At 69.3% G+C, this 24,925-nt stretch carries 25 protein-coding genes; 11 read left to right on the forward strand and 14 right to left on the reverse strand.

Translation table 11 applies throughout. The annotated features are described in order from the left end of the window. Window positions 1-22: 22 nt before the first annotated feature. The 10 genes from NJ1_RS07915 to NJ1_RS07960 all read right to left on the reverse strand — a co-directional run bounded on the left by NJ1_RS07915 (window position 23) and on the right by NJ1_RS07960 (window position 11,666). On the reverse strand, window positions 23-943 hold the full coding sequence (locus NJ1_RS07915) for a 3-methyladenine DNA glycosylase (protein ID WP_067689574.1): 921 nt from the start codon (window positions 941-943) through the stop codon (window positions 23-25). A 2-nt stretch (window positions 944-945) separates the two neighbouring features. After that, the gene (locus NJ1_RS07920) at window positions 946-2,010 is read right to left on the reverse strand and encodes a hemolysin family protein (protein WP_067689577.1); all 1,065 of its coding nucleotides are present in this window, start codon (window positions 2,008-2,010) and stop codon (window positions 946-948) included. Then, on the reverse strand, window positions 2,003-3,382 hold the full coding sequence (locus NJ1_RS07925) for a hemolysin family protein (protein WP_067689813.1): 1,380 nt from the start codon (window positions 3,380-3,382) through the stop codon (window positions 2,003-2,005). Before NJ1_RS07925 ends, NJ1_RS07920 begins: the two co-directional genes overlap by 8 nt. A gap of 288 nt (window positions 3,383-3,670) precedes the next feature. Beyond that, window positions 3,671-5,107 carry a GuaB1 family IMP dehydrogenase-related protein gene (locus tag NJ1_RS07930; protein WP_067689580.1) on the reverse strand — a complete coding sequence of 479 codons (1,437 nt, stop codon included), beginning with the start codon at window positions 5,105-5,107 and terminating at the stop codon, window positions 3,671-3,673. 366 nt (window positions 5,108-5,473) lie between these two features. Continuing rightward, on the reverse strand, window positions 5,474-7,003 hold the full coding sequence (locus tag NJ1_RS40385) for a DEAD/DEAH box helicase (RefSeq protein ID WP_422615742.1): 1,530 nt from the start codon (window positions 7,001-7,003) through the stop codon (window positions 5,474-5,476). A gap of 88 nt (window positions 7,004-7,091) precedes the next feature. After that, the gene (locus NJ1_RS07940; protein ID WP_067689586.1) at window positions 7,092-8,033 is read right to left on the reverse strand and encodes a M56 family metallopeptidase; all 942 of its coding nucleotides are present in this window, start codon (window positions 8,031-8,033) and stop codon (window positions 7,092-7,094) included. 45 nt (window positions 8,034-8,078) lie between these two features. Further along, complete coding sequence (locus tag NJ1_RS07945; protein WP_067689589.1) at window positions 8,079-8,477, reverse strand: BlaI/MecI/CopY family transcriptional regulator; 399 nt, start codon at window positions 8,475-8,477, stop codon at window positions 8,079-8,081. A 116-nt stretch (window positions 8,478-8,593) separates the two neighbouring features. Continuing rightward, window positions 8,594-9,373 carry an ABC transporter ATP-binding protein gene (locus tag NJ1_RS07950; protein WP_067689816.1) on the reverse strand — a complete coding sequence of 260 codons (780 nt, stop codon included), beginning with the start codon at window positions 9,371-9,373 and terminating at the stop codon, window positions 8,594-8,596. A gap of 161 nt (window positions 9,374-9,534) precedes the next feature. After that, entirely contained in the window at window positions 9,535-10,611 is a 1,077-nt protein-coding gene (locus tag NJ1_RS07955) for a FecCD family ABC transporter permease (RefSeq protein ID WP_067689592.1), read from the reverse strand. Continuing rightward, window positions 10,608-11,666, reverse strand: coding sequence for a FecCD family ABC transporter permease (locus tag NJ1_RS07960; RefSeq protein ID WP_067689595.1), 1,059 nt, complete (start codon window positions 11,664-11,666; stop codon window positions 10,608-10,610). Before NJ1_RS07960 ends, NJ1_RS07955 begins: the two co-directional genes overlap by 4 nt. Window positions 11,667-11,766: 100 nt before the next feature. On the opposite strand from NJ1_RS07960, the gene NJ1_RS07965 reads away from it, so the two are divergent. The 7 genes from NJ1_RS07965 (at window position 11,767) to NJ1_RS07995 (ending at window position 17,053) form a co-directional block, all read left to right on the forward strand. Continuing rightward, window positions 11,767-12,468: a hypothetical protein gene (locus tag NJ1_RS07965; RefSeq protein WP_067689599.1), complete on the forward strand. Its 702-nt coding sequence runs from the start codon at window positions 11,767-11,769 to the stop codon at window positions 12,466-12,468. A 281-nt stretch (window positions 12,469-12,749) separates the two neighbouring features. Continuing rightward, window positions 12,750-13,139, forward strand: coding sequence for a PaaI family thioesterase (locus NJ1_RS07970; protein WP_422615743.1), 390 nt, complete (start codon window positions 12,750-12,752; stop codon window positions 13,137-13,139). Window positions 13,140-13,281: 142 nt separating this feature from the next. Continuing rightward, window positions 13,282-13,584: an urease subunit gamma gene (locus NJ1_RS07975; RefSeq protein WP_067689602.1), complete on the forward strand. Its 303-nt coding sequence runs from the start codon at window positions 13,282-13,284 to the stop codon at window positions 13,582-13,584. 5 nt (window positions 13,585-13,589) lie between these two features. Then, complete coding sequence (locus NJ1_RS07980) at window positions 13,590-13,934, forward strand: urease subunit beta (protein WP_067689605.1); 345 nt, start codon at window positions 13,590-13,592, stop codon at window positions 13,932-13,934. Beyond that, window positions 13,934-15,655, forward strand: a complete 1,722-nt coding sequence (locus NJ1_RS07985; RefSeq protein WP_067689608.1) for an urease subunit alpha — start codon at window positions 13,934-13,936, stop codon at window positions 15,653-15,655. Before NJ1_RS07980 ends, NJ1_RS07985 begins: the two co-directional genes overlap by 1 nt. Before the next feature lie 114 nt (window positions 15,656-15,769). Continuing rightward, entirely contained in the window at window positions 15,770-16,441 is a 672-nt protein-coding gene (locus NJ1_RS07990) for an O-methyltransferase (protein ID WP_067689611.1), read from the forward strand. Between the two features lie 201 nt (window positions 16,442-16,642). Then, window positions 16,643-17,053: a YchJ family protein gene (locus tag NJ1_RS07995; protein ID WP_067689821.1), complete on the forward strand. Its 411-nt coding sequence runs from the start codon at window positions 16,643-16,645 to the stop codon at window positions 17,051-17,053. 27 nt (window positions 17,054-17,080) lie between these two features. On the opposite strand, the gene NJ1_RS08000 is transcribed toward NJ1_RS07995, so the two are convergent. Further along, the gene (locus NJ1_RS08000) at window positions 17,081-17,863 is read right to left on the reverse strand and encodes a VOC family protein (RefSeq protein WP_169813110.1); all 783 of its coding nucleotides are present in this window, start codon (window positions 17,861-17,863) and stop codon (window positions 17,081-17,083) included. Window positions 17,864-17,986: 123 nt separating this feature from the next. Continuing rightward, window positions 17,987-18,661, reverse strand: coding sequence for a TetR/AcrR family transcriptional regulator (locus NJ1_RS08005; protein WP_067689617.1), 675 nt, complete (start codon window positions 18,659-18,661; stop codon window positions 17,987-17,989). 113 nt (window positions 18,662-18,774) lie between these two features. On the opposite strand from NJ1_RS08005, the gene NJ1_RS08010 reads away from it, so the two are divergent. Then, a complete protein-coding gene (locus NJ1_RS08010) occupies window positions 18,775-20,235 on the forward strand; it encodes an MFS transporter (RefSeq protein WP_067689620.1) in 1,461 nt (486 codons plus the stop codon). Here NJ1_RS08010 and NJ1_RS08015 read toward each other — a convergent pair. Next, entirely contained in the window at window positions 20,210-21,286 is a 1,077-nt protein-coding gene (locus NJ1_RS08015; RefSeq protein WP_067689623.1) for a hypothetical protein, read from the reverse strand. The genes NJ1_RS08010 and NJ1_RS08015 overlap by 26 nt on opposite strands. A gap of 114 nt (window positions 21,287-21,400) precedes the next feature. On the opposite strand from NJ1_RS08015, the gene NJ1_RS08020 reads away from it, so the two are divergent. After that, entirely contained in the window at window positions 21,401-22,297 is an 897-nt protein-coding gene (locus NJ1_RS08020) for an SDR family NAD(P)-dependent oxidoreductase (protein ID WP_245717272.1), read from the forward strand. 62 nt (window positions 22,298-22,359) lie between these two features. On the opposite strand, the gene NJ1_RS08025 is transcribed toward NJ1_RS08020, so the two are convergent. After that, complete coding sequence (locus tag NJ1_RS08025; protein WP_067689626.1) at window positions 22,360-23,340, reverse strand: zinc-binding dehydrogenase; 981 nt, start codon at window positions 23,338-23,340, stop codon at window positions 22,360-22,362. A gap of 121 nt (window positions 23,341-23,461) precedes the next feature. Here NJ1_RS08025 and NJ1_RS08030 point away from each other — a divergent pair, with 121 nt between their 5' ends. Together NJ1_RS08030 and ureG are read left to right on the forward strand one after the other, a co-directional pair. Further along, the gene (locus NJ1_RS08030) at window positions 23,462-24,094 is read left to right on the forward strand and encodes an urease accessory protein UreF (RefSeq protein WP_067689629.1); all 633 of its coding nucleotides are present in this window, start codon (window positions 23,462-23,464) and stop codon (window positions 24,092-24,094) included. A gap of 115 nt (window positions 24,095-24,209) precedes the next feature. After that, on the forward strand, window positions 24,210-24,917 hold the full coding sequence (gene ureG / locus NJ1_RS08035) for an urease accessory protein UreG (RefSeq protein ID WP_067689827.1): 708 nt from the start codon (window positions 24,210-24,212) through the stop codon (window positions 24,915-24,917). Window positions 24,918-24,925 lie beyond the last annotated feature (8 nt).

Raw genomic sequence — 24,925 nt, forward strand, 5'->3', positions numbered from 1 at the left:
ACACACCACCCGGATTGCCGGATCAGTCGGGCGCCGGCAGGTCGCGGCAGATCCCGAGCAGCCGCTGCCGCAGCGCCTCGGCGCGGTCGGCGATCTCCGCTTGTCCGCGCACGTATTCCGCACGGCCCTGCGGTGTTTCGATCCGCACCGGCTCATAGCCCAGATCCGACAGATCGTAGGGGCTGGCCTTCATATCGAGTTCGCGTGCCGCGCAGGCGAGTTCGAAGCAGTCCAGCAGCAATTCCGAGTTCACCAGCGGGGCGAGCTTGAAACCCCACTTGTAGATGTCCATGTTCGCGTGCAGGCATCCGGGCTGTTCCCGCCGGAGCTGATCCTCGCGGGTCAGCGACTCGATATTGCGGGGGACCGCTTCGGGGGTGAAGAAGCGGAACGCGTCGAAATGCGTGCAGCGCAACTGCATCGACTCGACCACCGCATCGGTGCCCGCCGAGCCCAGGCGCAGCGGGACCTGCTGGTGCCGCACCTCGTCGGTCCGGTACACCATCGCCCATTCGTGCAGGCCGAAGCAGGACAGCTGGGCGGGCCGGGCCGCGGTCGCCGAGAGCAGGCGCGTGACGAACTCGACGGTGCCGCGCCGCTTTTCCAGGAACGCCGGATCGGCGGTCCAGCCGGTGACGGGGGAGTCGCCGGTCGGATCGCCGAGTGAAATCCGGTGGTAGCCACGAGCTTCGGAGTACTCCGGTGCGTCGGACAGCACCACCCCGAACCCCGGATGCCAGCGCTTCAACTGCGCGGGCTTGTGGCCGTAGTAGGTGAACAGGAAATCGATCACCGGGTGTTTCGAGCCGGCAGCCCGCCGCCGCAGATACGGCCCGACGAGGACGTCCACGCGATCGCGATGTGCCGCGGCGCGCGCACGCCACTCGGTCGCCGAAAGCACCGTGGGTGCCTCGGATACCGTGCGGACGGGCAGCTGGCTCATGCTCACTCCGCGAGCCGGTGGGTGGCGTCGCGGACGGTGCCGACGAACTCCTCCACCAGATCTTCCAGCGCGACGATGCCGACCGTATTGCCGCGACTGTCCACCACGCGTCCCAGATGGGAGTTGGTGCGGCGCAGCCGGGCCAGCGCCTCGAACAGGGTGGAACCCAGGCTCAGCGTCGGCAGCGGGCGGATATCGGTGCGCGGGATGGGCGTATTGGGTCCGGCCGCGTCATCGGCGACCAGATCCAGCACATCCTTGACGTGCAGGTAACCCACCAGGGAACCGTCGGCCGCGCGCACCGGGTAGCGGGAGTAGCCCGTCTCGGCGACCGCTGATTCGACATCTCCCAGGGTGGTGCCGTCACCGCGCAGCGGGACCGAGCGGGTCTTGGCCAACGGCACCATCACATCCGCGACGATGCGATCGCTCGAGCCGAGCGCCTGGGTGAGGCGGCGGTGCTCCTCCTCGTCCAGCAGTCCCTCCGAACGGGATTCACCGAACATCTCGGCCAGTTCGACCGAGGAGACGGTGGAATCGAGCTCGTCCTTGGGTTCGATCCGCAGCGCCCGCAGCGTGATGTTCGCGGCGAAGTTGTAGACCGCGATGAGCGGGCGCGCCAGGCGCAGCCACATCAGATGGATCGGAACCAGCAGCAGCGCGGAGCGTTCCGGCCCCGCCAGCGCGATGTTCTTCGGGATCATCTCCCCGAGCAGGATGTGCAGGATCACCACGATGGACAGCGCCAGTGCGAACGAGATCGGGTGCAGCAGCTGATCGGGCACGCCGAGCGCGCCGAACGGCCCCTCGAGCAGATGCGCGACCGCCGGTTCACCGACCCGGCCCAGCAGGATCGAGCAGATCGTGATGCCCAGCTGCGCCGCGGCCAGCATCATCGACAGGTTCTGCGCCGCCTCGATGACCGTGTTGGCGCTGCGCTTGCCCTGTGCCGCAAGGGCTTCGAGGCGATCGCGGCGCGCGGAGATGAGCGCGAACTCCGCGGCCACGAAGAACGCGTTGGCCAGCAGCAGGACCAGGGCCAGCAGCACGCCGTAGAAGTCACCCATGACTGCGCTCCCAGCTCGCGAGGGCTTCGGCGTCGATCGGGCGGATCAGGATCCGGTCGATCCGATGACCGTCCATGCGCTCCACCTTGGCGATCCAGCCGCCCCGGGTGTGCGGTTCGAGGGTGTGCGGGCCGTTGCCGGGCTCGGGCAGCAGCACCTCCTCACCCGTGGTCGGGATGCGGCCCAGGCGGGTGAGCACCAGACCGCCGAGGGTCTCGTATTCGCCTTCGGGGGCGTCGTATCCGGTGGTGCGGGAGACCTCGTCGATGCGCAGCAGACCGGAGCAGTTCCAGCCGCCGGAGGTGCGGCGCACGTCGAGTTCCTCCTCGTCGTGCTCGTCGCGCACATCGCCCAGGATCTCCTCGATGAGGTCCTCCATGGTGACGATGCCCGCGGTGCCGCCGTATTCGTCGACCACCAGGGTGACCTGCATGCCGTCCGCGCGTACGCGTTCGAGCACTTCGTCACCGTCCAGGCTCGCGGGCACGATCGGCACCGGCTGCGCGATGGTCTTGAGCGCGATGGTGCGGCGCTCGGAGACCGGATGCAGGAAGGCCTGTTTGATGTGCACCACGCCGAGTGTGTTGTCGAGATCGCCGTCGATCACCGGGAATCGGGAGAAGCCGGTCTCGCGGGCGGCGTCGATCAGGTCCGCGATGGTGCAATCCTGGTCCAGCGCCGTGATTTTCACGCGCGGGGTCATGAGTTCCTCCGCGGTGCGCTCACCGAACTGCAGCGAGCGATCCACCACCTGCGCGGTGCGCTGATCCAGGGCGCCGTGCAGGGCCGAGGTTCGCACCAGCGAACCCAGCTCCTGAGGCGAACGCGCCGAGCGCAGTTCCTCGGCGGGCTCGACTCCGAGGCGGCGCACCGCCCAGTTGGCGGTGCCGTTCAGGAAATTGATCAGCCAGCGGAAGACCATGGAGAACCAGATCATCGGCCCGGCGGTCCAGCGCGCGGTGGACAGCGGGGAGGCGATGGCGATGTTCTTGGGGACCAGTTCGCCGTAGATCATCGACAGCGAGGTCGCGATGATCAGCGCCAGGGCGAGCGAAACGCCGTGTACCACAGGCCCTTCCAGGCCGACAGCGCGAAACAGTGGTTCCAGCAGCCGAGCCAGGACGGGCTCGGCGATGTAGCCGGTGATCAGCGTGGTGATGGTGATACCCAGCTGCGCGCCGGACAACTGGAAGGACAGGGTCCGATGTGCCTGACGCACCTGCCGGGCGCGGCGGTCGCCGTCGCGGGCGTGCGCCTCCACGGTGGAGCGTTCCAGGGCGGTGAGGGAGAATTCCGCGGCCACGAACAACGCGGTACCGGCGGTCAGTGCGATGAAGCCGAGAAGGCTGAGAACGGTGAGCAGGGCCGACAAGGTCAGCACCACCCGGCCGTCTGAAGGGCTGGGGCCGATGGCCCCGAAAGATCGATGGCGCCGGGTTTGTCACCCGGCTCGGTAGAGGAGCCCTCCTGAACGGCGCCCTCGGACGCGGGTGACAACTGGTTCCTTTCGGTGGGGTGGTGTCGGCGGGATCCCGACAGCGCACATATTACCGGCTGACGCGCCGGGTTTCGCGTGACGGGTCCGCACATACGGGACCCGGCGGGCCGGGAGCCTGATGATCAGGATCGCGGCCCGCCGGGTGGGCTGCCGTGCCGGTGCTTACCAGCCCGAAGGCAGCGGGCGGCCCTCGGCGAAGCCCGCCGCGGACTGCACGCCCAGCACTGCCCGCTCGTGGAACTCGGCGATGCTGCGCGCACCCGCGTATGTGCAGGAGCTGCGCACACCGGAGGTGATGTGGTCGATCAGGTCCTCCACGCCCGGGCGCTCGGGATCCAGGCGCATGCGCGAGGAGGAGATGCCTTCCTCGAACAGCGCCTTGCGGGCGCGGTCGAACGCCGAATCGGTGGCGGTGCGGGCGGCGACGGCACGCTTGGAGGCCATGCCGAAGCTCTCCTTGTAGCGGTTGCCGTCGCGATCGATGCGCAGATCGCCAGGCGACTCGTAGGTGCCCGCGAACCAGGAACCGACCATGACGTTGGCCGCGCCGACCGCGAGGGCCAGGGCCACGTCACGGGGGTGGCGGACGCCGCCGTCGGCCCAGACGTGCTTGCCGAATTCGGCCGCGGCCGCGGCACATTCGGCCACGGCGGACAGCTGCGGGCGGCCGACGCCGGTCATCATGCGGGTGGTGCACATCGCGCCGGGGCCCACGCCGACCTTGACGATGTCCGCACCGGCCTCGATCAGATCGCGGGTACCGGCGGCGGAGACCACGTTGCCCGCGACCAGCGGCACGCCCAGATCCAGGGCGGCGACCGAGCGCAGCGCCTCGATCATCTTCTCCTGGTGGCCGTGCGCGGTGTCCATGACCAGCACGTCGGCGCCGGCGTCGACCAGGGCCTTGGCCTTGGCCGGGATATCGCCGTTGATGCCGACCGCGGCGGCGATGCGCAGCTGGCCCTTGGCGTCCACGGCGGGGGCGTAGATGCCGTTGCGGATGGCGCCGGTGCGGGTCATCACGCCCGCGAGGGTGCCGTCCGGGTTGAGCAGCACGGCCAGATCGCGGTGCCCGGCCTCGAGCAGGCCGAAGATCTCACGCGGGGAGGTGTCGGCCGGGGCGGTGACGAAATCGGTGTCGGCGACGGTGCTCAGGCGGGCGAAGCGGTCCACATCGGAGCAGGCGGCCTCGGTGACGACGCCGACCGGCTTGCCCTTGTCGACCACGACGACCGCGCCGTGTGCGCGCTTGTGCAGCAGCGCCAGCGCATCGGACACCGACTGCTCGGGGTCGAGCGTGACCGGGGTGTCGGCGGTGAGCGAGCGGCTCTTGACGAAGGCGATGGTCTCCGCGGCGGCCGCGATCGGAAGATCCTGCGGCAGCACCACGATGCCGCCGCGGCGTGCGACGGTCTCCGCCATGCGCTTGCCGGCGACGGCGGTCATGTTCGCCACGACCAGCGGGATGGTGGTGCCGGTGCCGTCACTGCTGGACAGGTCGACATCGAAACGCGAGGTCACATCCGTCCGGCTGGGGACGAGGAAGACATCGTCGTAGGTCAGGTCGTAGGGCGGGTTCTGCCCAGGAAGAAACTGCACGGTTAAGCCGCCTCATAGGTTTGACGTGGGATTTTCGTGGTGGCCATGCTACGGAGGCAGGTTTGTCGCACGAACTCGCCGAACAGTGCTCTCAACCTGATGTCACACATGCAGCGCACCAGTGTAGTCGGTTTCCGGAAGCGACAGCGCGATAGCCGGTCAGGGTGGGTGGGCCCGTCGGTGCTCGCCCCAGGTCGGCATGCCACAGGTTCGCCGACGTGATCGACACCACGGCGCGGGCCGGTCGCCGCGCCGTCGGTGCACCTCGAGCCGGGCCGCCACCACCGCGCGGCCCGACGACGTGGTCCGCGCCGGACGCCCCGGCTCAGCGCTACTCTGCCCCCGGCTCAGCGCCACTGCCCCGGCTCAGCGCGACGAGCTGTGGCGGGTGGAGCCGGGCTTGCCGCGCTTCTTGGTGTGCTTGCGGCTCTCGCCGCGGGCGGTGGGGCGGTGGGCGGTCTGGGTGGCGGCCTTCGGATCCTTCGGGGCGGCAGCGGGTTTCGCCGTGACGGGGAAGGGGTCGCCGAGGGCGCGGCCGGTGGGGCGGCGAGCGCCGGTGAGTTCGGCCAGCAGGGTGTCGCCGGAGCGGACCTCGACGTCGGTCATGGTGACCGAGGCGCGGCGGGCCAGCAGGGCGGCCTCCTCGCGGTCGTCGGGGGTGACGATGGTGACGACCGTGCCCGCGGCCCCGGCGCGCGCGGTGCGGCCCGCGCGGTGCAGGTAGTCCTTGGGGTCGGCGGGCGGGTCGACGTGCACCACGAGGGAGATGCCGTCGACGTGGATGCCGCGCGCGGCGATATCGGTGGCGACCAGGACCGGAGCGGTGCCGTCGGCGAAAGCCGCCAGGGTGCGGGCGCGGTGGTTCTGCGCCTTGCCGCCGTGCAGGCCGATCGCTGAGATCCCGGCCTCGCGCAGCCGCTTCACCAGCTTGTCCGCGCCGTACTGGGTGCGCACGAACAGCAGCGTGCGGCCGTCACGGGCGGCGATCTCCGCCACCACCATGCGCTTGTCGGAACGGCGCACGTGCAGGGCGTAGTGCGTGATCGCGGGGGAGTCGGCCAGGCGCCTGGAACCGGTGGGGGCTCCCTCACCCGAATTCGGGCTCTTCCCACCGGAAACCGAGGTTGCTCCGGCCGCCGCCGAGGCTGCCGTCGTGCCGGTCGACCCGGGTGCGTGCCCGGGAGTTGTTGTCGTCGAATCGGATTCGTCGATGTCGCGCGCATGGCTCGCGGTTCGTGGCGAATCGCTCGACTCGGTGCTCGCGGTGGTGCGGTCCACGGGGGCGCCGGTGGGGCCGACCGAGTGCTCGGCCGGGGTGCGCATGTAGCGCTCGACCACCGTGTCGATCATCTCGTCGAGGGTGGCGGAGAACAGGAGCTTCTGGGCCTCGGCGGGAACACGGTTCAGCACGGCGGTGAGCTGGGGCAGGAAGCCGAGTTCGGCCATGTGGTCGGCCTCGTCGACGGTGACCACGCGGACCTGGGACAGGTCGACGGCGCGGCGGCCGATCAGATCGGTGAGGCGGCCGGGGGTGGCGATGAGCAGGTCGACCCCGCGGGCGAGGCGCTCCTCCTGCTTCTTGATGGGCAGGCCGCCCACGACCGACGCCAGGCGAATGCCCTGGGAGAGCGCGGGCTCGTCCAGCGCGGCCTCGATCTGGATCGCCAGCTCGCGAGTGGGGGCCAGGATCAGACCGCGCGGAGTTCCCGGCGCGGCGGGCGCGCCGCGCAGGTTGACCAACATGGGCAATCCGAAGGCCAGGGTCTTGCCGGAACCGGTTGCGGCGCGGCCCAATACGTCGCGGCCCGCGAGGATATCGGGAATGACGGCGGTCTGGATCGGGAACGGCGATTCGATTCCATTGCGGCGCAAGGCCTGCACCAGGATCGGCGGCAGTCCGAGTTCGGCGAACGGTTGCGCTCCCGCCGCGCGTCGAGCCGGTGTCGCGTCCCGCTGCTCCGGCTCGGTGGCCCGCTGCTTCGGCTCAGGCACGGCTGATCAACCGGCTCAGCTCGGTCAGCCAGGGGATGGCCACGGCCATGGTCGGCACCACCAGAATCGCCAGCGCGGCCAGATAGGCGACCGAGGCGATCCGCAGATCCCCGATCGGCCCGGCGAGGCGCTGGATGCGGATCAGGGTGGTGGGTCCGCCCACCGCCATCGCGCCCTGCGGCGCGGTCGAATTGCAGCAGGCGACCAGCGCGCGCGCCAGCGGCGTCGGCCCGGTGACCTTCACCGCCGAATCGTCGGCGAGCAGTTCGATCAGCAATTTCACCGAATCCAGCGCGGATTTGGAGCGCACCACCCGGGGGAAGGCCTCGTGCGCGGCGGTGAATGCCTCGAGCACCAGATCGTGGCGGGCACGCAGGTGCGAGCGCTCATGACTGACGATTGCGGTCAGCTCCTCATCGGTGAGATTGGTGACGGTGCCCTGGCTCAGCACGACCCGGCGACGCAGGCCGGGCAGGCAGTAGGCGATGGGTTCGGTGGACGCCAGCACGCGAATGTCGGCGGAACTGCGTTGCACCGCACTCTGATCGAGCAGATCGACCAGCATGCGGTGGTGGGCGCGGCGGCGGCGGGTGTGGATCCCGACCCGCACCACGGACCAGATCAGGCGCGCTCCGATGAGCAGGGTGAGCGCGAAAACGGTGACCAGGGCCAGCCAGATCGGCAGGCCCAGAGCGTCGATCTCCTTGCTGGGCGTGGTGGTGGGCCGGCCGTCGGATCCGGGCACCAGCAGTCGGCTGGCGATGGCGAGTCCGGATCCGAACGCGGACAGCACCGCGGCCAGGGCGATGGCCTGCCAGAGCACCAGTGCCGCACGGGGACTGCGGTACGGCCAGGTAGCTCGGCTGAGCAGCGCCGGGGCCGGTCCCGCCAAAAATAGGGCAAGACCGGCGAAAACCGGCGCTGTCACGTCCATTTCCTCAGCTCACTGCGTTGTGGGGCCTGGGCCGAGGCTACTGCGTCAGGAGTTGGGTGACTCCTTGCGCGACGCCTCGTTCGCTTCGAGCTTAGCGAGTGCGTCGCGAAGAGCGGCAGCCTCATCGGCTCCGACCTGTTCCACGAAGTGCACGAGGGCAGCGCGGCGGCTCCCGACTTCGTCCGCCTGCTGCAGTGCGTCGAACATCAGACTCGCGACGAGTTCGTCGCGAGTGTGCACCGGCGCGTAGCGGTGGGCGCGATCGTCACGCTGTTGGAGCACGAGGTTCTTCTTCGCCAGGCGCTGCAAGACGGTCATCACCGTGGTGTACGCGAGTTCACGACGCTCGGCGAGGGCCTCGTGGACCTGCCTGACCGTTTGGGGTTCATCGGCCGACCACAACTGGTCCATGACCGCTTTCTCGAGTTCACCAAGACCTGCCATCCCCTAAGCTTACGGAGGCAACGACACGAATGCGTACTACAGGTCGTCGTAACCCGTCGGTAGCTGTGTGGGATTGGTCATAGCGACACAGCGTCAGTGCGTGCGGAGACACGGCGTCAGTGCACCGAGTCCCGGCAGTGACGGTCGCCGATGGGCACGATCATGGGTCGTCCGGACACCGGATCCTCGAGCACCTCGGCGCGGAGACCGAAGACCTCGCGCAGCAGCGCCGCGTCGATGATCTCACTCGGATCGCCCTGCGCCACGATGCGCCCCTCGCACATGACGATGAGTTGATCGCTGTAGCGGATGGCCAGGTTCAGATCGTGCAGCACCATCACGACCGTGCGGCCGTAGTCGTCGTGCAGGCGATCCACCAGATCGAGCACCTCGAGCGAATGCGCGAGATCCAGGTAGGTGGTCGGCTCGTCCAGCAGCAGGATGTCGGTGCCCTGCGCGAGAGCCATCGAGATCCAGGCCCGCTGGCGCTGACCGCCGGACAACTCGTCGAGCGTGCGGTCTGCCAGATCCGCGATGCCGGTCTGGCTCAGCGCCAGCGCCACCTCGGACTCGTCGTCGGCGGACCACTGACGCAGCCACGACTGATGCGGATGCCGCCCGCGCGCCACCAGATCCGCGACGGTCAGGCCCTCGGGCGCGATCGGGGTCTGCGGCAGCATGCCGACGATCCGCGCGATGTCCTTGGTCTTGAGCGAGGAGATGGCCTTGCCGTCCAGCACCACCCGGCCCGCCTTGGGGCGCAGCAGCCGGCCGAGGGAGCGCAGCAGGGTGGACTTGCCGCAGCCGTTGGGACCGATGACGGTGGTGATCACGCCGGGCCGGATGTCGACCGAGAGCCCGTCCACGATGACGCGATCGCCGTAGCCCAGGGTGATGTTCTCCGCGCCGAGGCGGTGCTCGGCGGCCGGAAGCTGGTGAGCCCCAGCCGAAGTGGCGGTGCCGTGCGCCGCGCCGGCGGTTCCTGCGGTCGCCTCGGCGGTGCCCGCTGCCGTGCGCACGGTGCCGTCCGCGGTATTCACGGTGCTGTTGGCTGTGTTCACAGTGTGGCCTTCCGGTTGGTGCGCACGAGCAGGACGAGCAGGAACGGTCCACCGACCGCGGCGGTGACCACGCCGACCGGCACGTCGATGGGAAACAGGGTGCGGGCCACCAGATCCGCGCCCACCACGGCGATCGCGCCGACCAGCGCCGAGGCGATGATCGGTTCACCGGGCGTGCGCAGCAGTCGACGCGCGATCTGCGGCGCCGCCAGTCCGACGAAACCGAGCGGGCCGACCGCCGCGGTCGCGAGCGCCGCCGCCGCGACCGCCGCCGCGATCAGAATCCCCTGCTGGGTCTGGATCCGCACGCCGAGCACGCGGGTGGTGTCGGTGCCGAACCGCAGCGCGGCCAGGGTGCGCGCCGAACCGGCGCACACGACGAGCGCGATCCCCAGGCCGACGGTGGCCGGGATCAGCGTGGACCAGTCCGCGGAATTGAGCGATCCGCTCAGCCACAACTGGGCGTGCGAGGCGTCGGTGAGGGTGGCGCGGGTCAGCAGCCAGCTCACCACCGACAGCAGCGCCGCGTTCACGCCGATGCCGATGAGTACCAGTCGAAATCCCATCACCCCGCCGTCTCCGGTGGTGGTCCGGCCCCAGGCGAGCAGATAGATCAGCACGGCCGTGAGCAGTCCGCCGATCAGGGCCGCGAACGAAACACCCAGTGCCGCAGCCGTACCGGTGCTCACCCCGCCCAGGCCCACCAGCATCGCGACCGCGCCGACGCTCGCCCCGGAGGTGATGCCGAGAATATCGGGGCTGGCCAGCGGATTGTGCAGGATCGACTGTGTCACCGCGCCTGCCAATCCCAGCGCCGCGCCGACCACCACGGCGGTGAGCACCCGCGGCAGCCTCGAATCCAGTATGACGAAACGCTGTGCGCGAGTGCCGCCTCCGCCGAGCACGTCCAGCACCCGGCCGAGCGGAATCCGGAATTCGCCGATCGCGATATCGAGGGCGAACAGGCCGAGCAGGATGGCGACGAGCGCGATCACGGTGAGCAGCGCGGTGATTCGCAGCACCACCGAGAACGCGCCGATCCGCACGGCGGGACGCGTGGCGGTAAGGCTCACAGGTTCACCAGCTTTCGGCGACGCACCAGCAGGATGAAGAAAGGCGCACCGAGTGCGGCGAGGGTGACTCCGGCCTGCAGTTCGCCGGGCCGGGCGATGAGCCGGCCGGCGGTGTCGGCCAGCAGCAGGACGATCGCGCCGAGCAGTCCGGAGTAGGGGACCAGCCAGCGATAGTCGGGGCCGGTGATCGCGCGCGCGAGATGCGGCACGATCAGGCCGAGAAAGGCGATCGGGCCGACGGCGGCGGTCGCCGCGCCCGCGAGCAGCACCACCGCGGCGAGGCCGAGGGCCCGGCTGCGGCCGAGGTTCACGCCCAGGCCGCGGGCCACATCGTCGCCGAGACCGAGCAGATTCAGGCCGGGCGTCGCGATCAGCGCGAGCCCCGCCCCGACGATCAGGAACGGCAGCACCTGCCGGAACACCGCCGCGTCGTGCCCGGCCACATCGCCGACCACCCAGAACCGATAGGTGTCCATGGCGGTGCTGTCGGTCAGGATCACCACATTGGTCATGGCCTGCAGGAACGCGGTCACCGCCGCACCGGCCAGCACCAGCGAGAGCGGACTGGCCTTGCCGCCGCCGATGGAGGAGATGCCGAAGACCACCAGGCCCGCGATCAACGCGCCCGCGAAGGCGAACCAGATGAACTGCGCGGGGCTGGTCAGGGCGAGCAGATGGATGCTCAGCGCGGCGAGGAAGGCCGCCCCCGCGTTGATGCCGAGCAGACCCGCATCGGCGAGTGGATTTCGGGTATATCCCTGGATCAGAGCTCCCGCCATACCCAGGGCCAGACCGGTGATGAGCGCGAGTCCGGTTCTGGGCAGCCGTAATTCGCGAACGATCTGCTCGGCGGTGCCCTCGGCGGGGCAGGTGAGCGGAAACCCGCCCGGACAGGTGATGGCGTCGAAGACAGTGTGCGGCGCGATGAATCGGGAGCCGAGGGCGATGCTCGCGAGAACCGCGAACAGCAGGAGCACTGCGAGGAGGAGCAGTCCGGACAGACGTCGCCGTCTGATGGTGACTACGGGCCGTCCGATGGTGACTACGGCGGGCACGGTGACGAACTACTCCTGACGCGATGATTGCTCGATTAAGTCTGGTAAGCCTAACCTATCTTTCGTTTCGGCCGTAAAAGTCGATGATTGAGGAGTTTCGATGCCCGAACCTGTAAGCGTGTGCCTGCCTCGTGACTCGAGGATCGCCTTCGGGCGTGCCTGTGCCCGGCTGCGCAGCCTGCAACCCGAACACCCGCGGGTCTATGCCGTGGCGCCCATGGCGGAACAGGGCAAACGCCGATGGTGGCGGCTGGCCGACGGTATCGGTGAGGGCCGCATCGAACTCATGTACCGGCGGCACGCCGCCGAGATGAGCAATGCCGGCATCGCCGCGGAAGTGGTGGCGACGGCGCTGATCCACGCGGTCATCGGCCGCGTGATGGCCATGGTGGTGTCCGAGGGCCGGGCCTGGGATCCGGGCCTGGAGAACCTGTGGGTGCACACCGACAACGACGGCGGCATCGACTGGGCGGGCTTGGCGGACACCACGATTCGCGTGGTCGACGGCGATCCGCTCGCTGGTGAGGCGGGCGTCGTGGCGCTGCCGTGTGAGCCCGCGATGTACGTGTGGCTGGCGCATCGGTGCGAGCCCGCGCTGCTGTTGATCCAGCAGGCGATGGGTCGCTGCTCCGGATTGAGCGCGCGGCGTTTCTGGGTGCTGGTCGCGGAGTCGATAGTCGGTGCGGCGACGTATGTTCCGGCGCTCTCGCGCACCTCCTCGGTGGAGGGCGCGCGGCGTGGGCAGGCGATGCTCGCGGCGCTCGAGGATCGTGGTCTGCCGGTGCGCAGGGCGTGCCGCTAGTGGGTCGCCCCGGTCGTCGCGAGGAATCGGTATGCGGAAAGACTTGCTTTGTTAGGTAAGGCTGACCTACACTCGGAATCGGCGTTAGGATCGAGAGCGAGTCACGGAGGGCTGCCGGAGACCCCCGATCCACTGCCGCGGCGGGTTCCCCTTCTCCAGGGGAGCCCGCCGCCTCGTTTTCCGGGTCCGTTCCGGGCCGATTTCGGGCCTGTGCCACTGTGAATGGCATGACCGACGACTTCTCCGCGATCAAGTCCATGGCGGACGTGACGCCCGAACTCATGACCAAGTTCAGCGAGGGCACCTTCTCGGACCTCATCGGCGTGAAGTTCACCGAACTCACCGCCGACCGGGTGACCGCGGAATGGGTTGTGACACCGCAACTCTTCCAGCCCGCGGGCATCGTGAACGGCGGTGTGTACTGCACGGTCATCGAGACCCTCGCCAGCATCGCGGGCAGCGCCTGGCTGGGTGAGCGCGGGACCGTCGTCGGGGTCAACAACAACACGGACTTCCTGCGGGCGGTGCGCGAGGGCGTGCTGCGCGGCGAGGCCACCCCGATCCATCGCGGGCGTTCGCAGCAGTTGTGGGTCGTGGTGATCACCGACGAGCAGGACCGCACGGTGGCGCGCGGTCAGGTCCGGCTGCAGAACCTGTATCCGCAGAACTGACAGCCGGATCCGGGCGCTGTATCCGCAGGCCACACGGCGAGGAAACATCCAGGTAATGCGGGGCGTGTCAAAATGACCGACGGCTCGTGCGCGAGCCGCCCGCCCCGCCACCTCGACCCCGCCACCTCCACGAGGAGCCCGAATGCGACTGTCGCCGCACGAGCAGGAACGCCTGCTGCTGAGTTACGCGGCCGAGCTGGCCCGGCGCCGGCAGGCGCGCGGACTCAAGCTGAACCATCCGGAGTCGATCGCGCTGATCGTCGATCACGTGCTCGAGGGCGCGCGCGACGGGCGCACCGTCGCGGAGCTGATGGCCTCGGGCCGCACCGTGCTCACCCGCGACGACGTCATGGACGGCATTGCGGAGATGATCCACGACGTGCAGGTCGAGGCCACGTTCCCGGACGGCACCAAGCTCGTCACCGTCCACCACCCGATCGGCTGAGCGGCATGGCGATCACCGACGGGACCTCGCGCTCGCGGCTCGTGCCGGGCGAATTCCTCTGTGCCGAGGGCACTATCGAGCTCAATCCGGGGGCGGACCGCATCGAGGTGGATGTGGTGAACACCGGTGACCGGCCGGTTCAGGTCGGCTCGCACGTGCACTTCCCGCAGGCCAACTCGGCCTTGGCGTTCGATCGCGAGGCCGCGCACGGCCGCCGCCTCGACATCCCCGCCGGGACCGCGGTGCGCTTCGAACCCGGTCTGGGGCAGCGGGTGTCACTGGTGCCGCTGGGCGGCACGCGTGAAGTGCACGGAATCAGCCTCACCCCTCCCGGAAAGCTGGATGCCTGATGGCCGAACTCTCTCGCGCCCGCTACGCCGAACTGTTCGGGCCGACCACCGGCGACCGAATCCGCCTGGCGGACACCGATCTGCTCATCGAGATCACCGAGGACCGTAGCGGCGGACCGGGATTCGCCGGCGACGAGGCGGTGTTCGGCGGCGGCAAGGTGCTGCGCGAATCCATGGGCCAGTCCCGGGCCACCCGCGCCGAGGGGACGCCGGACACGGTGATCACCGGCGTGGTGATCGTCGATCACTGGGGAATCATCAAGGCCGATATCGGGATTCGCGACGGGCGGATCAGCGCCATCGGCAAGGCAGGCAACCCGGACACCATGACCGGGGTGCATCCGGATCTGGTGGTCGGGGCCTCGACCGAGATCATCGCGGGCAACGGGCGCATCGTCACCGCGGGCGCGATCGACTGCCACGTGCACTTCATCTGCCCGCAGTTGCTCGAGGAGGCCATGGGCGGCGGCATCACCACGCTGGTCGGCGGTGGCACCGGTCCGGCCGAGGGCTCCAAGGCCACCACGGTCACGCCCGGCGCGTGGCACCTGGGACGGATGCTCGAGGCCACCGACGGCTGGCCGGTGAACGTGGTCCTGCTCGGCAAGGGCAATACCGTCCGGCCCGAGGCCATGTGGGAGCAATTGCGCGGCGGCGCGGCCGGTTTCAAGCTGCACGAGGACTGGGGCACCACGCCCGCGGCCATCGACGCCTGCCTGACCGTCGCCGACGCCGCGGGCGTCCAGGTCGCGCTGCACTCGGACACCTTGAACGAGGCCGGATTCGTGGAGGACACCCTCGCGGCGATCCGCGGGCGGGCGATCCACTCGTATCACACCGAGGGTGCGGGCGGCGGGCACGCGCCCGACATCATCACCGTCGCTTCGCATCTCAATGTGCTGCCCAGCTCCACCAATCCGACCCGGCCGCACACGATCAACACCCTCGACGAGCACCTCGACATGCTCATGGTCTGCCACCATCTGAGTCCGTCGATTCCGGAGGATCTGGCCTTCGCCGAGAGCCGGATCCGGCCCTCGACCATCGCGGCGGAGGATCTGCTGCACGATATGGGCGCGATCTCCATGATCGGCAGTGATTCTCAGGCCATGGGCCGCATCGGCGAGGTGGTCATGCGCACCTGGCAGACCGCGCACGTGATGAAGCGCCGTCGCGGCGCGCTGCCCGGAGACGGTGCGGCGGACAACAATCGCGTGCAGCGCTATGTCGCGAAGTACACGATCTGTCCGGCCGTCGCGCACGGTCTCGATCACGAGATCGGGTCGATCGAGGTGGGCAAGCTCGCGGATCTGGTGCTGTGGGAGCCCGCGTTCTTCGGTGTCCGCCCGCACGCGGTGCTCAAGGGCGGCGTGATCGCCTGGGCCGCGATGGGGGACGCGAACGCCTCCATCCCCACACCACAGCCGGTGCTGCCGCGCCCCATGTTCGGCGCCTCCCCGGTGGTCGCAGCGGGTGCGTCTTTGCATTTCGTGTCGGAACAGGCCATCGAGGACGGACTGGCCGATCGCCTGCGGGTGAATCGAAAACTGGTGCCGGTGGCCAATGTTCGCAGGCGCACCAAGGCCGATATGCCGCGCAACGAGGCGATGCCGCGCATCGAGGTGGATCCGGACACCTTCACCGTGCGCATCGACGGCGAGGTCTGGGCCGAGGAGCCCGCCACCGAACTGCCGATGGCGCAGCGCTACTTCCTGTTCTGAAGGCTCGCCCCGCCGAGTCACGGTCTGTCCGCCGGGCTCGGCGAGCGGGTGCGAATTCTCTCGCGCCGATCGTAATCCTGGGCGCGCGCTCGCGCCGGTGGCAGACTTCGACTCATGACCACATCCGACTGGGCCGAAGTGGATCGCTATCTCGTGGACACCCTGGTGGGTGACGGGGACTCGGAGACGTTGCGCGCCAACGCCGCCGGGGGCCTGCCCGCCATCGATGTCTCTCCGCCGCAGGGCAAGTTCCTGTACCTGATCGCCAAGACCGCGCGGGCGCGCCGGGTGCTGGAGTTCGGCACGCTCGGCGGCTACAGCACCACGTGGCTGGCGCGCGCCGTCGGCAAGGGCGGTCAGGTCGTGAGTTTCGAATACGAGCCCAAGCACGCCGAGGTGGCCCGCGCCAACCTCGATCGCGCCGGGGTCGGGGACCGGGTGGAGATTCGGGTGGGCGCGGCGCTGGACAGCCTGCCGATTCTCGCCGAGGAGAACCCGGAACCGTTCGATCTGGTGTTCATCGACGCGGACAAGGTCAACAACAGCAACTATGTGCGGTGGGCGCTGCGGCTGACCCGCCCGGGCTCGATCATCATCGTGGACAACGTGGTTCGCCAGGGCGGCATCGCCGATGCCGCGACCACCGACGCCAACTCCCGCGCCAGCCGCGACGTGATCGAGCTGCTCGCCGCCGAACCCCGCCTGGACGCCACCGTCCTGCAAACCGTCGGCGGCAAGGGCTGGGACGGCTTCGCCTACGCGGTGGTCCTCGGCGAGGACGACTGACAGTCGTTGCGGGGCTCGGCCGCCCGGACGGGTGGCCCGGCTCCGCTGTCACGGGCATCGGTAGTTCGCGCCTGTTCCGTCGTTTCACCGCGGGGTATGCCGTCGGATCCACGCCCGTCGAGGGTCTACGCGGGCGAATCGAGTCGGCGTGGTCACGACCCGGCCGACCCCGTGTTCGCGCCCGCAGCACAGAATGGGTCCATGTCGAAGCGCCGCGATTCTCGGTCAACCCCCCTGGACTGTCCCTGCGGGCTACCCGCGAGGTACCTCGACTGCTGTGGGCGACTGCATCGGGGTGAGGCGCAGGCGACCACGGCCGAGCAGTTGATGCGCTCGCGGTTCAGTGCGTTCGCGGTGCAGGACGAGGAGTATCTGCTGGCGAGCTGGGATCCGTCCACGCGCCCGGCGGAGGTGGATTTCGACCCGGGGCAGCGCTGGGATCGCCTGGAGATTCTCGGGTCGACCGGCGGCGGTGCGTTCCACATCGAGGGGACCGTCGAGTTCCGGGCGTTCTATCGCACCCGAGGCGCGGCGGGCGAGCTGCACGAGAACAGCCGCTTCCGCCGCGGCAACGGCGCGTGGATGTACCTGGACGGCGTGTTCGTGCGCTGAGCCGCCCGGGTGATGCCCAGCGCGATCTCAGCGCGGAAACGCCATGAGCCCCAGGGGCGCGCCGAAGGGGTCTGCGATGGCTCCGATCCGTGACGGGCCGGGCATGTCCTGCGGCGCGGACAGCACCGAGCCGCCCAATTGCACCGCGCGCTCGGCGATGGCGTCGGCATCGGCCACATGGATCGTCACGTTCCACATCGGTGCGGGATCGCCGGGCTCCGCGAAGTGCGCGCCGCCGAATTCGCGACTGCCCGGAACCGACAGGGCCTGATAGGGATTCACGGTGCCCTCGGTCACCCAGCCCGCGTTCTCGTGGTGCAGCCCCAGCACGCGCGCGTAGAACGCCATCGATTCCGCGGGGGCTTTCGGGCTGGCGTACTGGACCCAGATCGGATTGTTCAGCTCGCCGAAGCGCTCGGTGCCCGGTTCGGATATGGGCCGGATGATGCCGAAGGCCGCGCCGTCCGCGTCGGTGAGAATGGCGAACTCCAAGCGCCCGAACACATCCGTGGGTTCGATGAACACGGTGCCGCCCGCGTCCACGGCGGCCGCGGCGGTGGCCTTGGCGTCGGCAACGGTGAAGTAGGGCAACCAGATCGACGGTTTGGTGCCGCCGGCGGGGGTGTGTGCGGACACGATGCCCGCGACCTGCGCGCCGTCCTGACTCAGGATCGTGTAGTTCCCGGCCTCGGGGCCGGTGTCCTGCGCGCTCCAGCCGAACAGGGCGCTGTAGAACTCGGCGGCCGCCGGGATATCGGGGCTGGTGACGTCGAACCAGCTGGGGGTACCGAGGGCGAAATCGGAAGGCATGGTCATCTCCTCGTTCGGGTCCTTCGAGGCACGCGCGATCCACGCCGGACCGCCTCCGTGCAGTCGTGCAGACGAGACGGGTCGCGCGGATTCATCGGTCGTGCGGATTGCTCTCCGCGTGAGTCAGGCGCGCCGGGCCCGGGCTTCGAAGCCGTCGCAGAGTGCGGTCAGTCCCGTGTAGAGCAGGTGCTCGGGGTCGAGCAGATCACCGTCGCCGGTGCCGTGCAGATCGGCCAGGGCCGGGGGAGTCGGCCAGCGGGGTTCGCCCTCGAGCAGTGCGGTCAGCCCGGAGCATTCCTCGGGTTCGGTGTCGCGGGTGGAGAGCAGCCGGGCGCTGACCTGCTGCAGTGCCACGCCCGCGATGTAGCTCCACACCGAGAGCGACATGCGCGTGGCCTCGCGGGTGTCCACGCCGAGTTCGCCGGTGAATCCCTCCACCAGCCAGCTCAGCACGATCAGGCTGTGTTCGCCGAAGTTGTAGCGCGGTACCGCGAAGGTGAAAAGCACCCACGGATGTTCCTGGTACAGGCGCCAATCCACCTCGGCGGCGATGCGCGCGCGATCACGCCAGGTCCAGTTCTGCCCCTCGGGTGAGGGGTAGAGATTGCGGCGCGAGACCTCGTCGGTCATGGCGGCCAGCAGGGTGTCCTTGTTGGGTACGTGCCGGTACAGCGACATGGCGCCCGCGCCCATGCGCTCGGCGATGCGCCGCATGGACAGGGCTTCGATACCGGATTCGTCGGCCAGGGCGATGGCGGCGTCGACGATGGCGGCCCGGGTGAGCTTGGCCTCTGTCATCGGAGGAATTGTTTCCTTCTCTTTGCGGCTGTGCGTACACTGTACTCCGGTCGCGCGTACGGCGTACGCGCACACTGTCCCGTAAGCCTCGAAACCAGCCCGAAGGATAGGCGATGACTCGCACACTCGCGCATTCCGACGAGCAGACACCACGCCGGGCCTGGATCGGCCTGAGTGTGCTGCTGCTGCCGGTGCTGCTGGTGTCCATGGATATGTCGGTGCTCTATCTGGCCATGCCGACGCTCACCGAGCATCTGGACCCGTCCGCGACACAGCAGCTCTGGATTCTCGACATCTACGGATTCATGATCGCCGGGCTGCTCATCACCATGGGCAATCTGGGCGACCGGATCGGCCGCCGCAATATCCTGCTGGCCGGCGCGACGGTCTTCGGCATCGCCTCCATCGTGGCGGCGTTCGCGCCGAACGCCGCGGTGCTCATCGCCGCGCGAGCCCTCATGGGCGTCGGCGGCGCGACACTGCTGCCCTCCAGCCTGGCGCTGATCTCGACCATGTTCCCGGAGGCTCGCGCCCGGGCCACCGCGATCGGCGTGTGGACCGCGTTCTTCGCGGGCGGCTCCGCGGTCGGCCCGATCATCGGCGGCGTACTGCTGCACCACTTCTGGTGGGGTTCGGTGTTCCTGATCAACACCCCGGTGCTGCTGGTCCTGCTCGTGTTCGGGCCGCTGCTGCTGCCCGAGCACCGCTCCGCCGCGCTCGGTCCGCTGGATCTGCCCAGCGTGGTGCTCTCGATCGGTGGTCTGCTGCCGCTGGTGTACGCGGTCAAGCACTGTGCCGCAGAGGGATTCGACGCACCGGTCATCGGTATCGCCCTGGTGGGCGTGCTGCTGCTGACCGCGTTCGTGCGGCGGCAGGGTCGGCTGGCCGAGCCGCTGCTGGATCTGAGCCTGTTCAAGCGCGGCTTGTTCTCGGTGGCGATCGGCTCGAGCACCATCGGCATGCTGGCATTGGCCGGGATGAGCTACCTGACCAGCGTCTACCTGCAGTCGGTGACCGGGCGGGACGCACTGCAATCGGCGCTGCTGGGCATTCCGATGGCGCTGGTGGTGTTCGTCTGCGCGATGACCGGCGGGCGCGTGGGCAGGCGGCTCGGCACCAAGACCTCGTTCGTGCTGGCCCTGGCCATGGCCGCGGCGGGCAATGTCATGCTGCTCGGTGTCGGCGTCGACGGCGGAATCGGCTGGTACATAGCGGGTTCCGTGGTCGCGGGCGCGGGCTTCGGCATCATGTTCACGCTGGTGTCGGAGGTGGCGGTGGCCGCCGTGCCACCCGAGCGCGCGGGCTCGGCGGTCGGCATCTCCGAGACCAGCTTCGAGCTCGGCAACGGATTGGGCCTGGCCCTGCTGGGTTCGCTTGCGGCCCTGGTCTTCCGCAACGGCGGCGACTTCGGGGAGACGCTGGGGGAGACCCTGGCCGGCGCCGGTGGCGACACCGCGCTGATCCACTCGGCGCGCGAATCGTTCGTGAACGGCATGCATGTCGCCACCACCACCGGCGCGGTGCTGCTGGCCGGGATGGCCGTGCTGATCAGTTTCCGAAAACTGCGGTCATGATGTCGGCGGCGGCCTTGTTCATGGGCGTGATCACCTTCCGGTAGACCCATCGAACGGGGCGGGTCACCGTGGCGTCCCACACCGCCGCGATCATCACGAAAAGTGGTTGCAGGACAGTGTGATACAGGTAGCGGCAGGGCGTCACCACCAGGACGCGCACCACGGTGGTGGCGAACCGCCAGCCGAGGACCACCAGCGCGACCAGCGCGTACAGCAGCGGCCGCAGTATCCAGCGCCAGAACTGCCGTGCGGGCCACACGATCAGCCAGGTCCGAACGAAATCCGCGGTCCAGGCGACGGCGTCGATGATCGGACGCAGAATCCACCGCTCGATCCAGCGGCCGGCCGGTCGCAGCAAGCCGGTGTAAAGCCGTGCGCCGCACGGGCGTACCACGTGCTGCCAGACCCACAGCATCCGCCGCCCCAGCCAGCGCACGCCCTGCCACGCCCACAGCACGCCCTGCCATGCCCACAGCACGCCGTCCCAGCACCACAGCGCACCGCGCCACAGGAGCCGGGCGGGGCGCACGATCAGCCAGGCGTACAGGAAGGTGGCGATCCACACGGTGGCCTGACCCGCGGGCTTCAGGATCCACCGCCACAGCGCGTTCACGACCGCGGGCAGTGCCACGGTGAACATCCAGCTCAGCGCCGGGCGCAGCACTCGCCGCCACAGCCATTCCTCCACCGCGCGTTTCATCGGCCGCAGGAAGAAGTCGAGCAGGAACGCGCCCAGCGGGGTGAGAATCCAACCCCACAGGAACTGTTGCAGCAGCAGGCCCCACAGGTAGTTCTCGACGAACGCCCAGGCCGGGCGCACCACCCAGTACCAGATCAGTTCCAGCGCCGGGACCAGCACCCGATCGCGCACGAAGAACACCGTGGCCACGACGATCCGCACGGTGAGTTTGCAGCCCTCCCACAGCAGACGCGGCGGTACGAAGGTCACTAGCGCGATCGCGCGGGCGATCCAGCTCAGTATCGAAATATGCAGTGGTGTGCCGTATTCCGGTCCGCGCGCCCCGTGCTGCGGCGGCGTGTAGTTCCCCATGTACCCGAATCCTCCCCGATGACCTCCTTTATCCTTGCGCATGAAAGTGCCGACCGCCCTGGGTATTTCCACTCACTCGCCGTGCGGGCCCGTTATGCCCGATACAGTCGGATCGTGGGCGAGAATTCCGCGGTGAGCGCCGAGAATCCGGCCGAGTCGAACGGTCGTCCGTTCGCCGAACGGGTGGCGACGAGACTGTTCTATCCGACCTCGCGGCCGAGCGAGAAAGCGCTGCGCGACGCGGTGGGCGAACGCGTGGTGCTGGTGACCGGGGCGTCGCACGGCATCGGCAAGGTCGCGGCCCGGAAATTGGCCGCCGCCGGGGCGAGCGTGCTGCTGGTGGCGCGCACGCTGGAGGATCTGGAACAGGTGGCGGCCCAGATCCGCGAGGCGGGCGGCATCGCACACGTCTATCGCGCGGACCTCACCGATATGGACGCGGTCGAGAAATTGGGCACGACTCTGCTCGCGGAGCATCACCACATCGATGTGGTGATCAATAACGCGGGCAAGTCGATTCGCCGGTCGATCGACGAATCCTATGACCGCTTCCACGATTTCACCCGCACCATGGACATCAACTATCTGGGTCCGGTGCGGTTGCTGCTGACCCTGCTGCCGAGCATGCGCGAACGCGGACGCGGGCAGATCATCAATATCTCGACCTGGGGGCTGCGCATGCCGCCCGCGCCCCGCTGGGCCGCCTACGGCGCGTCCAAATCGGCGTTCGACACCTGGTTGCGCACCGTGGCAACGGAAATCGCGGTCGACGGGGTGACCACGACCTCCATCTACATGCCACTGGTGCACACCCGGATGAGCGCTCCCACCGACTTCAGCGGAGTACCGGGGCTGACCGCCGACGAGGCCGCCGACCTCATCTGCCACGCGGTCGTCGCCCGTCCGCGCGAGATCTCCCCGTGGTGGACCGGACCGGTGCAGGCCTGGACCGACCTGCGGCGCGGCGCGGCCCAGCGCTTCATGGAACGGGCCTTCCAGAAGCGGAAGTAGCCCGACCTCGTAGTGGGAACTGTGGTGGCGGCCGTGGCTGCTCCGGTGGCGAGGCAGGCACGCTATGGAACGAGCACGACTTTGCCTGTGGTGGCGCGGGTTTCGAGGCTGCGGTGCGCGGCACCGGCCTGCGCCAACGGGAATCGGTGCAGGTCGGGGCGGAGATGTCCGGCAGCGGCTTCGGCCAGAGCGCGGTCCTCGAGGGTGCGCAGGCCGCCCGCGCGCTGATACATGCCGGGGCCGAGCACGTTCTGCGAGGTGATGCCGCGGCCGGCCAGTTCCTCGGCGCTGATCTGTGCGGGACCGCCTCCGGACCACCCGTACACCAGATGTTGCCCGCCCTTCGCGAGCAGATCCAGTGCGGTGCGGGTGATTTCGCCGCCGACGCCGTCGAAGAGCAGGGTCGCGGGGCGGTCGCCGAATTCGGCGCGCACGCGGTCGGCCCAGTCCGCCCGGAGGTAGTCGACGGCCAGGTCCGCGCCGTTGCGCGCGACGAGATCGACCTTCTCCGGACCGCCCGCCAGGCCGATGACGGTGGCGCCCGCGTTCTTCAGGTACTGGACCAGCAGGGTGCCGATGCCGCCCGCCGCGGCGGTCACGACGGCGACGGAGTCCGCGTCCGATTCGGCGAACTGCACGATGCCCATGGTGGTGCGACCGGTGCCGATCATCGCGACGGCGGCGTCGGGGGAGAGCCCGGCCGGAATCTCGTGCAGCCGTTCGACTTCGGTGACGGCCAGTTCGGCGTATCCGCCCGGGACCTGGCCCAGATGGGCGACGACGGACCTGCCGAGCCAGCTCGGCTCCACATCCGGCCCGACTCGGTCCACGGTGCCCGCGACCTCCCGGCCGGGAGTCGTGGGCAGTTCGGGCAGCGGCGCAGGTCCACCGGCGACCCCGCTGCGCAGCGAGGCGTCGATGAAATGCACTCCCGAGGCCGCGACCGCGATCCGGACCTGTCCCGGCCCGGGCTCGGGATCCGCGACACTCTCGTAGCGCAGATTCTCGGCGGGACCGAATTCGTGAAGACGGATGGCATGCACGGCAACTCCTGAAGTAGAGATCGTTAGCACCGTCAGCTTGCAACCTCGACCCGGGTTCAGGTCAAGCGACCGAAAACGGGGTTGCCTAGGATCGAGCGATGCGCACCCCGGAATTCGGCCGATGAGCCTGGCCACCCTGCTCACCCTCGCCGACTCGCGGTTGCCGGTCGGTGGCCACGTGCATTCCGGTGGCGTGGAGGAGGCGGTGACCTCCGGCGTGTTGCGTGACGTGCCGACGGTCGAGCTGTACCTGCGTCGCCGGATCCGCACGACCGGTCTGGTCGCGGCGTCGCTGGCCGCCGCGGTGTGCGCGGGCACGCTGGATCCGGCCCGGGCGGAACTCGAGGCCGATGCGCGCACGCCCGCACCCGCGGCGCGGACGGCGTCCCGTGCGCAGGGGCGTGGTCTGCTGCGGCTCGCGAAACAGGTATGGCCGCAGTCGGAGTGGACGGTGCTCGGTGCGCGCCCGCATCTCTCGACGGTGTTCGGCGTGGTGGGAATCGCGGCGGGTGCCTCGCCCGAAGACATCGCCGGGGTCGTGGTCTACACCACCATGACCGGCGCCGCGACCGCCGCGCAGCGCCTGCTCGCGCTGGATCCCGCGGCGGTGGCGACCTGCACGATCCGCCTGGCCGACGTCTGCGATCGCACCGCCGCGCAGGCGGCGAAGGGGCTGGCCGCACTGTCCGATCCACTGCAGGATGTGCTGGCCGAACGGCATCCGCAGCGCGATATGCCGCTTTTCGCGTCCTGACACCCGCGCGTGGTGGTCGGGCCGTCGGGGCGATTCCCGGACACGGACCGGCCTGGCGGGCGCCGCGGCCGGGTAGGTAACACCGTTTTTACCTGGATCCGCCAGGATGGGCTGCATGCCACCTCATCTGATCGACGGAGAACCGCACGACCACAGCCATGACCGCCCCAAGCGGGAGCGGACGGTGGGGGAGGCGCTGCGGATCGGCGTCGGCGGACCGGTCGGTTCGGGCAAGACCGCTCTGGTGGCGGCGCTGTGCCGGCAGCTGCGCGACGAGCTGTCGCTGGCGGTGCTGACCAATGACATCTACACCACCGAGGACGCCGATTTCCTGCGTCGCAACGCGGTCCTGCCGGACGAGCGGATCACCGCCGTGCAGACCGGCGGCTGCCCGCACACCGCGATCCGCGACGACATCACCGCGAACCTGGACGCCATCGATGATCTGGTCGAGGCGAATCCGCCCCTGGATCTGATCCTGGTCGAGTCCGGCGGCGACAACCTCACCGCCACCTTCTCCTCGGGTCTGATCGACGCCCAGATCTTCGTGGTGGACGTGGCCGGCGGGGACAAGGTCCCGCGCAAGGGCGGCCCCGGCGTCACCTGGTCCGATCTGCTGGTCATCAACAAGACCGATCTGGCCCCCATGGTCGGCGCCGATCTGTCGGTCATGGACCGCGACTCCACCAAGGTCCGCGAAGGCCGCCCCTTCGTCTTCACCTCCCTGACCGAGGACCCGGCCGCCACTCCCGTCCTGACCTGGGTCCGTGAACAGCTGAAAGCCGCCGCCGACCACGACGCGACGGCCCACGTTGCCCACTGACTCGGTGA

It is taken from the genome of Nocardia jejuensis NBRC 103114 (assembly GCF_001613145.1).
GTDB lineage: Bacteria > Actinomycetota > Actinomycetes > Mycobacteriales > Mycobacteriaceae > Nocardia > Nocardia jejuensis.

Excerpts from the sequence above, each read along its gene's own strand:
- NJ1_RS07915 (WP_067689574.1), bottom strand. The coding sequence starts at position 943 with ATGAGCCAGCTGCCCGTCCGCACGGTATCCGAGGCACCCACGGTGCTT.
- NJ1_RS07920 (WP_067689577.1), bottom strand. The coding sequence starts at position 2,010 with ATGGGTGACTTCTACGGCGTGCTGCTGGCCCTGGTCCTGCTGCTGGCC.
- NJ1_RS07940 (WP_067689586.1), bottom strand. The coding sequence starts at position 8,033 with ATGGACGTGACAGCGCCGGTTTTCGCCGGTCTTGCCCTATTTTTGGCG.
- NJ1_RS07945 (WP_067689589.1), bottom strand. The coding sequence starts at position 8,477 with ATGGCAGGTCTTGGTGAACTCGAGAAAGCGGTCATGGACCAGTTGTGG.
- NJ1_RS07965 (WP_067689599.1), top strand. The coding sequence starts at position 11,767 with ATGCCCGAACCTGTAAGCGTGTGCCTGCCTCGTGACTCGAGGATCGCC.
- NJ1_RS07970 (WP_422615743.1), top strand. The coding sequence starts at position 12,750 with ATGACCAAGTTCAGCGAGGGCACCTTCTCGGACCTCATCGGCGTGAAG.
- NJ1_RS07975 (WP_067689602.1), top strand. The coding sequence starts at position 13,282 with ATGCGACTGTCGCCGCACGAGCAGGAACGCCTGCTGCTGAGTTACGCG.
- NJ1_RS07980 (WP_067689605.1), top strand. The coding sequence starts at position 13,590 with ATGGCGATCACCGACGGGACCTCGCGCTCGCGGCTCGTGCCGGGCGAA.
- NJ1_RS07985 (WP_067689608.1), top strand. The coding sequence starts at position 13,934 with ATGGCCGAACTCTCTCGCGCCCGCTACGCCGAACTGTTCGGGCCGACC.
- NJ1_RS07990 (WP_067689611.1), top strand. The coding sequence starts at position 15,770 with ATGACCACATCCGACTGGGCCGAAGTGGATCGCTATCTCGTGGACACC.
- NJ1_RS07995 (WP_067689821.1), top strand. The coding sequence starts at position 16,643 with ATGTCGAAGCGCCGCGATTCTCGGTCAACCCCCCTGGACTGTCCCTGC.
- NJ1_RS08000 (WP_169813110.1), bottom strand. The coding sequence starts at position 17,863 with ATGCCTTCCGATTTCGCCCTCGGTACCCCCAGCTGGTTCGACGTCACC.
- NJ1_RS08005 (WP_067689617.1), bottom strand. The coding sequence starts at position 18,661 with ATGACAGAGGCCAAGCTCACCCGGGCCGCCATCGTCGACGCCGCCATC.
- NJ1_RS08010 (WP_067689620.1), top strand. The coding sequence starts at position 18,775 with ATGACTCGCACACTCGCGCATTCCGACGAGCAGACACCACGCCGGGCC.
- NJ1_RS08015 (WP_067689623.1), bottom strand. The coding sequence starts at position 21,286 with ATGGGGAACTACACGCCGCCGCAGCACGGGGCGCGCGGACCGGAATAC.
- NJ1_RS08030 (WP_067689629.1), top strand. The coding sequence starts at position 23,462 with ATGAGCCTGGCCACCCTGCTCACCCTCGCCGACTCGCGGTTGCCGGTC.
- ureG (WP_067689827.1), top strand. The coding sequence starts at position 24,210 with ATGCCACCTCATCTGATCGACGGAGAACCGCACGACCACAGCCATGAC.